Below are 13,031 nucleotides of genomic sequence, written 5' to 3'. Positions count from 1 at the left end.
GAATGACGCAGATCTTCGACAACCCGGCAGAATTCGCCGACGACGCCTTGGACGGCTTCGTCGCTGCGAACCGCAACTACGTTGCCCGCGTTGACGGCGGCGTGGTCCGTTCCACCGAAGTTCCCGCCGGCCAGGTAGCACTGGTGGTTGGCGGCGGTTCCGGCCACTACCCGGCATTCGCCGGTTTGGTGGGTCCGGGCCTGGCTGCCGGCTCAGCCTGCGGCAATATGTTCGCTTCCCCCGCAGCCGGGCAGGTTTACCGCGTAGCCAAAGCCGCAAACGCCGGCGGCGGCGTCCTGCTGAGCTACGGCAACTACGCGGGCGATGTGCTGCACTTTGGCCAGGCACAGCTTCGCCTCAACGCAGAAGGCATTGAGACCCGCACCGTCACCGTGACCGATGACATCGCCAGCGCCCCGATTGACCAGCTGGAGAAGCGCCGGGGTATCGCCGGAGACCTTACCGTCTTCAAGATCGCCGGTGCCGCCGCGGAAGCGGGCCTGAGCCTGGACGAGGTCGAACGGTTGGCCATCAAGACCAACTACCGCACCCGTTCGCTGGGCGTGGCTTTTGACGGCTGCACGCTGCCCGGTGCCAAGGAACCGCTGTTCCACGTTCCGCCCGGCCAGATGTCCCTTGGCCTGGGTATCCACGGCGAGCCCGGCATCTCCGAGCACCCGATGCCCACTGCGTCCGAGCTCGCCGAACTGCTGGTCTCCAAGCTTCTGGCAGACAAGCCCGACGATGCCGGCGACCGCGTGGTGGCAATCGTCAACGGCTTGGGCACGGTCAAGTACGACGAACTCTTCCTGCTCTTCGGCAAGATCGAGAAGCTGCTGAGCGCAGAGAGGCTCACCGTCGTTGAGCCGGAGTGCGGCGAGCTGGTCACCAGCCTGGACATGTCCGGACTCTCGCTCACGCTCCTGTGGCTGGATGAGGAACTGGAGCAGTACTGGTCCGCTCCCGCCGACACCCCGGCGTTCCGCAAGGGAAGCATGGCACCGCGCGCTGCCCGCACCCAGGCAATTGCGGACGACGCCGAAGCCACCGAGACCGAGCAGGCCACACCGGCTGCCGCTGAACTCGGGCAGCAGGCAGTTGCCTTGCTCGCCCAGGTGAGGGACGTCGTCGTCGAGCATGAAGAAGAACTCGGCAAGCTCGACGCGATCGCCGGCGACGGCGACCATGGTATAGGCATGCGCCGCGGCGTGGACGCTGCGGCCGCAGCAGGCGAGGCCGCGTCGGGATCATCCGTGGCCAGGATCCTGCTGGCTGCCGGCGAGGCCTGGAGCGAAAAGGCCGGCGGCACCTCCGGCGCGCTGTGGGGTTCCGCGGTCATCGCGGCTGGCCAGGCCCTCGGCAACCGCGACTCCTACACTGACGCGGACGCACGCGCGGCAGTGACCGCGTTCGCCAACGCCATCACGGAGCTCGGCAAGGCAGAACCGGGGGACAAGACCATGGTCGATGCCCTCCTGCCGTTCCGGGACACTTTCCTCGCAGAGCTCGACGGCGGAGCGTCGGCTAACGAGGCACTGGCAGCAGCTGCTGCGGCTGCCGAGTCCGCTGCCGCGGCAACCGCGGACCTCCGTCCGCTCAAGGGCAGGGCACGTCCACTCGCGGAGAAGAGTCTTGGCCACCCGGACCCCGGTGCTGTCTCCTTCGGGCTGATAGTCAACCGCATCTCGCAGTTCATTGATTCACAACTGGCCACCGCCGCTTCGGCACCGGCCGGAAACGGAGCCATAGAATGAGTACAGCAGCAGGCTGGCGCATAGTCGTCGGCAACGATGAAGCAGGCGTCGAATACAAGCAGGCCTTGGTGGCCCTCCTCGAAGCAGATCCGCGCGTCGAGTCCGTTACCGACGTCGGCGTGGGAGCCAACGACTCCACCGCCTACCCGCACGTGGCCGTCGACGCAGCCCGCAAGGTAGCTGACGGCGAAGCCGACCGAGCCCTGCTGATCTGCGGCACGGGACTGGGTGTGGCCATCGCCGCGAACAAGGTTCCCGGCATCCGCGCAGTCACCGCGCACGACAGCTACTCGGTGGAGCGCTCCGTCCTGAGCAACAACGCACAGGTCCTCACCCTCGGCCAGCGCGTGATTGGCTTGGAACTTGCCAAGAAGCTCGTGGGGGAATGGCTCGACCACCGCTTCGATGAAAACTCTTCTTCCGCCGCCAAGGTGGATGCCATCTGCTCCTACGAGCCCGACTACACGAAGGCAGTCTGATCATGACCGAGACAAGCACCTCCACCGCCGGTGCCCCGAACACCGCAGCACGGAAGATCGCCGTCGTAGGTTCCGGCTACATGGGCGGCGGCATCGCCCAGGTCCTGGCGCTCGGCGGCGCCCGTGTTGCCTTGGCGGACGTTTCCGCCGAGGTGGCACAGAAGAACTTCGACCGTCTCCTGGAGGAATCGGACCAGTTCATCAAGGACGGCCTGTTCCCCGAGGGCTCCACTGAGATCCTCAAGCAGAACCTGTGGGCTGCCAAGGACATCGAGGAAGCCGTGGCCGATGCCGACTTCATCGAAGAGGCAGTGCCGGAAGTCCTGGAGATCAAGCACCAGACCCTGGCCCGGATCAGCGCTGCTGCAAAGCCGGACGCCCTGATCGGTTCCAACACCTCCACCATCTCCATCGCCGCGCTGGCTGAGGCTGTCACCAACCCGGAGCGTTTCCTGGGCGTGCACTTCTCCAACCCGTCCCCGTTCATCCCGGGCGTCGAGGTCATCCCGCACGCAGGCACTTCGGCCGCGACGGTTTCCGCATCGCAGGAAATGGTGCACGCCGCCGGCAAGCAGACCGCCGTCGTCAAGGATGTCACCGGCTTCGTTCTGAACCGCCTGCAGTACGCGCTGTTCCACGAGGCAGCCCAGCTGGTTGAGCAGGGCATCGCAACCGCCGACGACGTCGACACCCTGGTGCGTACGACGTTCGGCTTCCGCCTGCCGTTCTTTGGCCCGTTCGCCATCGCCGACATGGCCGGGTTGGATGTCTACAACTTCTGCTACAAGTCGCTGCAGACCAGCTTCCCGGAACGCTTCGCAACGCCGAAGATCCTCACCGACCTCGTGGAAGCCGGCAAGCTCGGCACCAAGACCGGCGCAGGCTTCCTCAACGTTCCCGCCGAGCGCACCCCGGAACTCATCGCGTACCGCAACAAGGCTTACGTGGCCATGCAAAAGCTCATTGAAGAGCTTGGCCCGGCACCCATCAACTGATTCCACCAAGGAGAAATCACATGACTTTCCCCGCTGAGCGCACCGCCATCGTCACCGGCGCTGTCTCCGAACGCGGCATCGGCCGCGCAACCGTGAACTACCTGGCCGCACAGGGCTGGAACATCGGCATCATCGACCTTGATGATGCCGCCTGCAAGGCAGCCGCCAAGGAAGTTGCCGCCGAATTCGGTGTCAAGGCCCACGGCGTTGGCGCCAACGTGGCCAGCGAAGCCGAGGTCCGTGCAGCCATCGACGAACTCGAGGCTGAACTGCCCCAGATCGTTGCCCTGGCCAACGTGGCCGGCGTCAGCTCGCCCATCGGCTACCTCGAGCTGGAACCGGCCGAATGGGACCGCGTCCTGAGCATCAACCTCAACGGCGTGCACTACGCCACCCGCCGCGTTGCCGAGTCCATGGTCAAGAACAAGATCGGCCGCATCGTCAACATCTCCTCCGTATCCGCACAGCGCGGCGGCGGAACGTTCTCCAAGACCCCCTACTCGGTGGCGAAGGCCGGAGTGATCGGCCTGACGCGTGCCACGGCGCGCGAGCTTGGTCCGTACGACATCACGGTGAACGCGATCTCGCCCGGCCCGATCGACACCGACATCATGGGTGGAACCCTGAGCGAGGAACGCAAGGCCGAACTGACCCAGGACCTTGTAGTGAACCGCGTGGGCAGCACCCGCGACATCGCAGCAGCCATCGCCTTCCTCATCAGCGAGGACTCCGGATACATCTCCGGCCAGACGCTGAATGTGGATGGCGGGCTGTACATGCACTAGGCCCGGCATGAGGACCTGGACCAAAGAACGCAAGATCTACCTCGCCGTGGGCATCCTTGCCTGCGCCGTGGGCGTATTCCTGATTGCTTTCACACGCTGATAACCCGCTCCGGTTATCACCCCCCAACTGACTACTCAAAGAGGAGTTTCCATGTCCGTTGCCTCAACTTCCACTAAGGAGTTGCTGGATTCGCCGGTACTTAAGTCGGCTATTTCCAAGGCTTCGAAGCGACTGATGCCCATGTTGGTCATCTTGTACATTGTCGCTTTCCTTGACCGCACCAACGTGGGCTTCGCAGAAGCTGCGCTGGAAGTGGACAGGGGCATCACCGCCGGCGCGTACGCACTGGGCGCAGGCATCTTCTTCATCGGCTACGCGCTGTTCGAGATCCCTTCCAACCTGTTGCTGACCAAGTTCGGCGCCAAAGTGTGGCTTGCCCGCATCGCCATCACGTGGGGCATCGTTTCGGCCTGCTTCGCGTTCGTGCAGGGTGAGACCTCGTTCATCATCCTCCGGTTCCTGCTGGGCGTTACCGAAGCCGGCCTTTTCCCGGGCGTCATCATGTTCCTCGCCGCCTGGTTCCCCAACAAGGTCCGCGTGAAGATGTTCGCCATCTTCTACCTGGCACAGCCGTTCTCCCAGATGATGGGCGCTCCGCTGTCCGGTTGGCTCATTAACATCGGCGACCAGGTTCCCGGTGTAGAAGGCTGGCAGGTCATGTTCTTCGTTGAAGGCATGCTCGCAGTCCTTGCAGGTATTGCAGCTTTCTTCTTCCTGATCAACAGCCCGCAGGAGGCCAAGTTCCTTACCAAGGAAGAAAAGACCGCCCTGAGCGATGTCATGGCACTGGAAGACACGGTCAAGGAAGAGTCCGGTCCCCGCGGCGTCCTCGCCTCCATGAAGAACGGCCGCGTCTGGTACTTCACCGTTATCTACTTCTGCCTGCAGATCGCGGTGTACGGTGTGACCTTCTACCTCCCGCAGCAGGTTGCCCAGTTGACGGGCCAGAAGGTGGGGCTGGCAGTTGGTCTCCTGTCCGCCATCCCGTGGTTCTTCGGCATCTTTGCTTGCTACCTCATCGGTAAGGCAGCCAACAGCGTGGTCCGCCGTCGGCGCTGGGGGACGGCACTGTTCGTTTCCACTGGCCTGTGCATCTTCGGATCCGCGTGGGCGGGGGCCAATCAGCAGCCTGCTTTGGGCATCATCTTCATCACCCTCGCAGTCTGCAGCTTCCTCTCCATCGGCCCGATCTCCTGGTCCTACCCGACCGCGTTCCTCACCGGTACCGCCGCAGCTGCAGGCATCGGCCTCATCAACTCCCTGGGCAACCTCGGTGGCTTCGTAGCACCGATCCTGCGCACCACGGTCAACGAGGTCACGGCCTCGGACACCGGAACCATGGGTGTCTACGCGCTGGGTGTCCTGCCGTTCCTGGCAGCCATCATGATGTTCGGCACCAAGCGTTTCAACAACAAGGCCGACGAATTGCTGGGTAAGTGAGCCTTTCCAACGCCTCCTCCGGCGCTCTGTACATCGGTGTCAGCACCAAGATGTACATGGGCTACGCGCAAACATTGGCGTGGCTTGAGCGACTGATCAAGGAAGTGGACGCCCGTCCGGCCCTCGCGGCCGGGCGGGTTGTCCCGTTTGTCATCCCTTCATTCCCGGTCCTTCCCACCGCTGCGCAGCAGCTCGAAGGCACCCCCGTGGTTCTGGGCGCGCAGGACTGCGGCTGGGCTGACGGTCCCTGGACCGGCGAAGTGTCCCCGTCGATGTTGGCCGAACTGGGCGTGGGAATGGTGGAGATCGGGCACGCGGAGCGGCGCAAGCACTTTGCCGAAGACGATGCCGCCATCGCCTTGAAGGTCCGGGCCGCCGTCGATCATGGCGTGGCGCCTTTGCTGTGCGTGGGTGAGACGGAGCTGGCAGAGCCCGGCGGCGCAGCGAAGACCGTTTTCGAACAGATTGCAGCGGCGGTTTCCGGAGACTGGGTTGTGGCTGGCAGGATCGTTGTGGCCTACGAGCCCGTCTGGGCCATCGGCGCCGCGGAGCCGGCTTCGGCGAACTACGTTTCCGAGGTAGTGGCCGGTGTGCGGGCGCTGCTGGCTGAGCATGGTTTGGCGGGGCTGCCCATCATCTATGGCGGCTCGGCCAAGCCTGGGCTCCTCCCGCAGCTTTCGGGTGTTTCCGGGCTCTTCCTGGGCCGATTCGCGCACGATCCCGCGAACTTTGGAAGCGTGCTGGACGAGGCCCTGGCCCTGACCAACTGAATCAACTAACTGGCAGTAGGGGTTGTTCTGGACGCTCAGAACAACCCCTACTGCCATCTACTTTGGGGGGAGCGGGCTATTCGGGGGAGCAGAGGGCAACGAAACCGCCCAGGTTCTCAAGTCCCTCCGGATGCGTCGGGAGGTAGTTGGTCAGTTCGGGCGAACGCACGACGACGGCACGCCACTTGCCGCGGGAGACCGCCACATTGATCCGGTTGCGTGACAGGAGAAACTCCATTCCCCGGGGTACTTCCCCCGCGGCGGAGGCGGCCATGGAGACGACCACCACCGGCGCTTCCTGGCCTTGGAACTTGTCCACGGTGCCTACCCGGACCTTGCCGAGTCCAGCCTCGCGAAGGTGGTGCTTGATCAGCTGGACCTGGGCGTTATAGGCAGCAACCACCAAAATGTCCGTCTCCTGGAGCGGGCGGGGGGATCCTTCCTGCTCGGAAGGATCACGCCAGTCCAGGCCGAGGTGGGCCTGGACTTGGTGGACTACTTCCTGTGCTTCCTCCCGGGACGAGGTCGAATTGCCGGAGTGCTCCACGTAGACACACGCGACCCCCGGAGCGGCGCCTTCCAAGGTGCGTGCCGATGCCGCCTCCGCAGCCCGAAGCCGGCCATCATAGGAGAGCTCGGACACGGCCTGGCACAGCGCCGGATGCATGCGCCAGGACAGGGCCAGAAAGTACCCAAGCTCGGCCGGCAAGGTGTTGTGGCCGTCCGAGAGCCAGCCGAGTGCCGACTCGTTCACGGGTTCCGGATGTGTTCCTTGGGTAACCTGCGGAAGTTGCTGTGGATCTCCCAGAAGCAGAAGCCGCTTGGTGGCCCGGCTGACGGCCATGGTGTTGGCGAGCGAGAACTGCCCGGCTTCGTCAATGACCAGCAAGTCCAAGGACCCCGGCGGGACCTCTTTGCCCACCATGGCCCAGGCCGTGCCACCAATCAGGGCGCCACCGGGCTTGGCCAGGATGTCGGTGACATCTGCCTTACCGCAGCCCTCCCACGGCACAGGCTCGCCATGTTTGACCTCCTTGGCTACCCGCAGTGGGTCCACGCCGGCCTTCTCCACGGCAGCGCACAGCATGTTTTCCACCACGGCATGGGACTGTGCCACTACTCCGACTTTCCAGCCCTCGTCCACCAGCCGTGCCAGGACGTGTGCACCAACGTGGGTCTTCCCGCTGCCCGGAGGACCCTGCACGGCCAGGTATGAGTTGTCCAGGTCCTTGACCGCAGCCGTGATCGCTTCGATGTATCCGTCCGGGCCGGGGGATACCGGCGGCAGCGCGCTCAACGTGCGGAGCCTGGGCGGGTTCCTGCGGATCATGTCCAGGGCAGGGTGGTCCGGCCAGTCCGGCAGGGAGTCCCGCAGCCGAGTGGCGAGGGCGGCCAGTGCAGCCCTTTGTCCTGTAGTGAAGATGGGCTGGCTGGGAGTGAGGGCCATGGGGAGTTGCTGGAACTCGGAAGAATCATTCCGCAGCCCTTCCTTGACGATGACGAACTCGAAGTCGTCTTCCTCGCCGGTCTCCACGACCTCTGTGCCGTCCCACCCACTCCGGCCCAGAACGGACGACTCCTTTCCGACCAACGCATCCGGCAACGGCGGCCCGTACATTCTGAAGTACTTCTTGCCAACCTCCAGCCCTGCCCCGTCACCTGAACGGCCCACCAATTTCAGGATCCGCGCCGGATTACTCCGGGGACTTGGCTTGGCCCAGTCCTGCAGCACCTCGCCGTGCTCCACAATGAAGAGATCGCGCGCGTCGTCCCACTGCGAGGTGGGCTTCTCGAGGCGATCAAAATGCCCCCACCAGTACTGCTTGTCCTCGCGGCGGTGATACCCGACTCCTGCCGCCACGATGCCAATGGCCTTTGCATCGGCCGAAGCACGCTGGTCCTCGGGCAAACCGTCCAGGTAGTCGAACAGCGCCTGTTCCTCCGGCGCCGCTTGATACTTTTCCGGATCCGGCGCGGGCTGGGCCTCTCCTGCCGGCGCCTCCCCGGCCGCGGCAGCAGAAGCACCGGGAACAATGCCCCGCTCCGCACCACGTGCCAGCAACCAGTTCCGTAGCTCCAACGTGGAGAGGCAGTCGTATTCGTTGTAGTCACGGATGCTTTCAAGGATGGCCGCGGCTTGGTCGACTTGGCCCGTATCCCTTGCCGTGCAGTAATCCGCATAGGCCACCACCGATGCACCCGCGTCGGTGACCTGGCCGGAGCGGAGGTGCCGGCCCATGTACAAGGGCTCCAGTTTCTTGATGCTGTAGGAGTTCTCGGACACCCGGAGGCTATGGCGGACGGTGTCGTAAAGGTCCACCAGCACGCCCTGCCGCAGGAGATCGTCAACGGCGGATTCTCCCAGCACGTGAGTAAGGGAAAGATTGCGGAGGGCCGTTTTCTCGTAGGCCGCATAGTGGTAGATGTGCATGCCCGGGAACTGGGCGCGGCGCTTGGCCACGTAGTCCAGGAAGTCAACGAAGGCCTGTCCCTCTTCGGACCGTGAATGCGCCCAGAAGGGCCGGAAAACCGCCGTGGCTCCCGGCTCCTGGGGGTTTTCGATGACGCCGAAGAGGTACTCCAGCCCCCACTTGCCGGTTACTGGATCCTGCCACAGGGGATCACCCTCGAAGTCGAAGAAGATGTCGCCCGGATCAGGTGCAGGGAGCCTGCCCAGCGTGTTGTCCGGCAGGATGTTGTAGCTGACGGACTTGGCCTCGCCTGCTTTGTCCGTGTAATTGACCGTTCCGTCAGCGGAGCCGACGCCGGTCTGAAGCCGGGCCTGCTCGCGCAGCCGCAACAGGGTGTGGTCGTCTTCAACAGGCAGGACGGCCAGTTGGTCGATGGTGGTGACGCCTGATTCGATCAGTTTCTTCCGGCGGCTGATCCTCATGCCTGCCACCATCAGCAGGTCCCGGTGAAGCTGGACTTGCTCCGCACAGTAATCGCACCGTCCGCATGCGGTGAAGCGGGAGTCGCCCCACGCCACAGGCCCGGACTCCGCGATGTGGGTAGCGGTCAGATCCAGGAATCGGCTGCGGCGTTCTTTGAAGACCGGCAGGATCTGTGACAAGGGGTGGTCGCTGTGCTCGCGGTTGCCGAGGACCAGCGTGACCACGGGATCGGGGGTGATGCCGGCCTGAAGGAGTTGGTCCCCGTAGGCCGCCAACTGAAGGAGTGCAGTGACTTTGGCATGACGGGCCAGCTTGGTGTCAAAAACCGCGTACTCGCCGCCGGGTTTCCGGACGAGGAAGTCCGATCTGCCGTGGAACGTACCGTCGAAGAACGCCGCCTGAAAAACGACGTCCGCACCGGAACGGAGCGCCGTGATTGATTCAGCATGCTTGGCGGTCAGGGTGGCGCGGTCCATCGTGGTGGCGGGTTCGACGTCGTAAACGCCTCTTCCCGTCTCCGCGTCCCAGGGTCCGAACTCGGCAATAAAGTCGTCCAAAACCCTGTGCTCGTGGACATCCCCCAGCTTGGCGGTCCTTTCCAGCATGGCGTCAGGGGTAAAGGAAGCAACCGGGGAGCGACCAAGTTTCTCGTCGAGTTTGCGGAGCAGCTGGTACTCGCAGGTTGCAGCAATGACGAGGTCGCTGGCCGAAAAGACCAGGTCCTGCGGTGCGCCCGCTGCCTCCGGATCGAGGAAGAACACGGTACCTACTCCTAACGCCGAGCAAAGCTGAAACCCTTGCAGCCAAGCTATCAGCGGGCTCGGACAATTTAGCGTGTGGCCGTTCTAGACTGCCCCCATGACTGAATCGCCACATGCCATCGACGCAGCATTCGAAGCTGCCTACCAAGCCGCGCAGAAGAGCCTGAGGGAAGGCGGCATCCCTATCGGCGCAGCGTTGGCCCGTGACGGAGAGATCATTGCCAGCGGCCACAACGAGCGGGTGCAAAACGGCGATCCGATCGCCCACGGCGAGATGTCGGCCCTTAGGGCCGCGGGCCGCCAGAAGAGCTATAGGGACACCACGCTTTACACCACTCTTGCGCCGTGCGCGATGTGCACCGGAACCATCATCCAGTTCAAGATTCCGCGCGTTGTGGTGGGCGAAGCGGAGACCTTTCCTGGCGAATTCGACCTCCTCCGTTCCCGCGGCGTGGAGGTGGTGGTGTTGGACGATCCCCGTTGCGTCGACATGATGCGCACGTTCCAGGAAGAGCATCCCGAGCTCTGGGCCGAGGACATCGCCGAATAGGTCACCGGCGTACAGCAAGGGAATTCAGCAAAGCGCAAAGAAAGAGCGACGGCGGCACCAAGGGCGGGGTGCCGCCGTCGCCGGCTGCTGGGAGCCGTACGTCAAAGAGTCATCCGACGGCTATTTGGCGGGCTTCCTCGGAGCCGACCGGCGGGAACGGGCCGCCGGGGCTGAAGGGATGAGTTCCTTGACCTGGGCCACAACGGAGGCATGTGCGCCGCGGCTGCCCAAGTCCTTGGCGAGGGTTTCCACCTCCGACTTCGCAGCCGCGGCGTCATCGGACTTCGCGTGCAGGTCAGTGCGCAGCTCCACCAGCTTCCGGTAGGCCAGGTTGCTGCTCCGGCCGCCCTCCTGCTGGTAACTGGCGAGGACCGGTTCGGTCAGGCTGAGTGCCCTCTGCGGGTCCGCGCTGTGATGCTTCACCATCTTGTCCTTTTGCCTGCGGTAGAAGTCATCGCCCACGGACTGCGCGACGGCGGTGGCCGCCTTTACGCCCAAAGGCGCGCCGCTGAAGCGCTCGGCTGCCTCGGTCAAGGCATCCAGGCCCCGGCTCAGGTACGGCGACATGGAACCCTCGAACGCGAGGGTGAGCCCAACCTCGCGGGTGAAGAACTCCGGAGCAAAGCGGTCCTCCTCCTTGGAGACGGGGAAACCGACCCGCAAAGGCAAGGTGTTGGAGGCTTGGACGACGCCGTCGGTGCTGTACACGGCCCGGACCAAATACTGGCCCGGCTGGTCGAAGACGAAGCCGACCGTCCCGTACGCCAACTGCACCAGCTCGCTGTAACGGTCGCTGCCGTCGCTTCCGCCATCGGTCGGCGCCGGCGCGAGGGTCACCAGTTCCGGTAGGCCATAGAAGCAGACAACCGATTCGTGCAGCACTACGGTCCCGTCGGGCTTCTGGACGTAGACGCTGGTGTTCCCGTACCGGGGATCCAACCGCGAGTCCACCAGTACCGGGGTGTCGCCCGTGTTCCGCAACCGGAACTCGACGGCTACAGGTTCCATGTAGTCGAAGTAGTCCTTGGCCGAAAGAGTCAGCTCGATGTCGCTTCCCGGCCCGGACACGGTCATGGCGCCCGGGGGAGATTCCAGGTGGCCGCCGGAGGCCCAAGGGTCACCGCCCATGATGACGGCGGCGCGGTCGCCGTGGCGGATGTGGAGCAGTTCGTCGTCGTCGAAACGGAACCGGAAGTTGCCCCAAAACGCATCGGCGCCGTTGCGCTGATCGTATTTCCAGTCGTAGTTCATCCAGGACAGGGAATCCGGGCGCGCTTTATCCCACGCGTGCAGGAAATTGAAGGCGTGTCCGGCCTCGTGGACCCAGGTATAGAGGAAATGGCGCATGGCCCACGCCTCGTCCTGGGTGGCGGGATTGCTGACGAGGTTGGTGAACCACGTGTGGTTGCGGAAAACGGCGAAACCCTGGCGATCGGGTCCCCGGCCTGCGCCGCCAAACCCGGCAGCGGCGTCGAACATGATGCCACCCACGCCTGCGGAGTCGAACAGCCCTGCCTGCACACCCCAGAGGTTCCACGCGGGCCAGCCGGAGTTGTACTTGCCGAAGGAGGTCTCCATGGCGTCGTGCAGCTCACCGACGCTCCACGAAGCGAAACCGGGAGCGCTGTCGTCAATGACGGTGTGGACGGCGTCGATGGTGACCGCAATTCCGGCGTCTTTATAGGACGACTCGATCGTCAGCGTCCGTTCGGCCAGATCGGCCGGCCTGTTGTTGTGCCCGTGGCTGTTATAGACGGGCACTTTCGGTTCGATATCCACCGACTGGCAATAGTCCAGTTCAAGGTTCACGTCCCTGAAGCAATCAGAGCGGTACTTGCAGGCATACGGTGCCCCCGCGACGCCCCCGCCCGTGAACGTGGCAACCGCACCGGTGATGGCGCCGTTCGACCAGGAGACAATAACCTCCACTGAGGTCACCGGGTGGGTGCCTTTCCAGAAGCGCACAGTGCCGGTGATGTGGGCATCGGACTTGTTGATGGTCACCACCGGAGCATCGACGATCCATGATTCGACGTACGTCTTCACTACCTGGGTGAGCCCGCCGACTTTCACAGTCCTGGTACTGAAGAAGTCCCCGCTGACTTTGTTCAGTACGGGAGATTCGACGCCTTGGCGGGGATCGACGTCGAGCCTTAGTTCAACTGCGCTGCCAACAGGCCCGGTGACGGCCTGGTTGCCTTCATACCTGCCGCTGATGGCGGCGGTCCGCCAACAGCGCCACCAGTCCTCCGATGGCCAGGGGAACGAGGCGGGAGACGGCCCGGGTGCGGGAGGGAACGGAATGGCTGAGGGGTGGTGGGGGACAGGGTCAAGGAGGGTGCTGGGGACGTTGGGGGTGTCCATGGGAGGATCTTTCTCGCGCTGCAAGCAATCAATATTTGCCCAAGCCGTTCGCGGCGAACGCGGCCTGTGGGCCGGTCCGGGGCGGACGGTGACGGCTTGACGGCTCGGGGGCAGGCGGTGCGAGTGGGGAGTCCTGAGGAGGTTGAATGGCCGTGCCCGGAAGCCGTGAATAACCCAC

The 13,031-nt window shown here is 64.1% G+C and carries 9 protein-coding genes; 7 read left to right on the top strand and 2 right to left on the bottom strand.

Annotation, left to right across the window (positions count from 1 at the left end):
* The first annotated feature begins 2 nt into the window (after positions 1 to 2).
* The 6 genes from dhaL to HMI59_RS16105 all read left to right on the top strand — a co-directional run bounded on the left by dhaL (position 3) and on the right by HMI59_RS16105 (position 6,284).
* Positions 3 to 1,754 (top strand): dihydroxyacetone kinase subunit DhaL, encoded by a 1,752-nt coding sequence (gene dhaL, locus HMI59_RS16130; RefSeq protein ID WP_193591871.1) that lies wholly within the window; start codon positions 3 to 5, stop codon positions 1,752 to 1,754.
* A complete protein-coding gene (locus HMI59_RS16125; protein WP_193591870.1) occupies positions 1,751 to 2,233 on the top strand; it encodes a ribose-5-phosphate isomerase in 483 nt (160 codons plus the stop codon). Before dhaL ends, HMI59_RS16125 begins: the two co-directional genes overlap by 4 nt.
* A 2-nt stretch (positions 2,234 to 2,235) precedes the next feature.
* Positions 2,236 to 3,228: a 3-hydroxyacyl-CoA dehydrogenase family protein gene (locus HMI59_RS16120; protein ID WP_021472737.1), complete on the top strand. Its 993-nt coding sequence runs from the start codon at positions 2,236 to 2,238 to the stop codon at positions 3,226 to 3,228.
* 20 nt (positions 3,229 to 3,248) lie between these two features.
* Positions 3,249 to 4,013, top strand: a complete 765-nt coding sequence (locus tag HMI59_RS16115) for an SDR family NAD(P)-dependent oxidoreductase (protein WP_021472736.1) — start codon at positions 3,249 to 3,251, stop codon at positions 4,011 to 4,013.
* A 151-nt stretch (positions 4,014 to 4,164) separates the two neighbouring features.
* On the top strand, positions 4,165 to 5,514 hold the full coding sequence (locus HMI59_RS16110) for an MFS transporter (protein WP_062095497.1): 1,350 nt from the start codon (positions 4,165 to 4,167) through the stop codon (positions 5,512 to 5,514).
* Positions 5,511 to 6,284 carry a triose-phosphate isomerase family protein gene (locus tag HMI59_RS16105; protein ID WP_166187415.1) on the top strand — a complete coding sequence of 258 codons (774 nt, stop codon included), beginning with the start codon at positions 5,511 to 5,513 and terminating at the stop codon, positions 6,282 to 6,284. Before HMI59_RS16110 ends, HMI59_RS16105 begins: the two co-directional genes overlap by 4 nt.
* Before the next feature lie 76 nt (positions 6,285 to 6,360).
* Here HMI59_RS16105 and HMI59_RS16100 read toward each other — a convergent pair whose 3' ends face one another.
* Entirely contained in the window at positions 6,361 to 9,939 is a 3,579-nt protein-coding gene (locus tag HMI59_RS16100) for a TM0106 family RecB-like putative nuclease (protein WP_193591869.1), read from the bottom strand.
* Positions 9,940 to 10,036: 97 nt separating this feature from the next.
* On the opposite strand from HMI59_RS16100, the gene HMI59_RS16095 reads away from it, so the two are divergent.
* Complete coding sequence (locus tag HMI59_RS16095) at positions 10,037 to 10,489, top strand: nucleoside deaminase (protein WP_193591868.1); 453 nt, start codon at positions 10,037 to 10,039, stop codon at positions 10,487 to 10,489.
* Positions 10,490 to 10,609: 120 nt separating this feature from the next.
* Here the strand turns inward: HMI59_RS16095 and HMI59_RS16090 are convergent, their stop codons facing one another.
* Positions 10,610 to 12,853 (bottom strand): hypothetical protein, encoded by a 2,244-nt coding sequence (locus HMI59_RS16090; RefSeq protein ID WP_193591867.1) that lies wholly within the window; start codon positions 12,851 to 12,853, stop codon positions 10,610 to 10,612.
* Between the last annotated feature and the right edge of the window lie 178 nt (positions 12,854 to 13,031).

Origin of the sequence: Paenarthrobacter sp. YJN-5 (assembly GCF_015040095.1) — a bacterium.
GTDB lineage: Bacteria > Actinomycetota > Actinomycetes > Actinomycetales > Micrococcaceae > Arthrobacter > Arthrobacter ureafaciens.
This window is presented reverse-complemented; position numbering and strand designations above follow the sequence as displayed.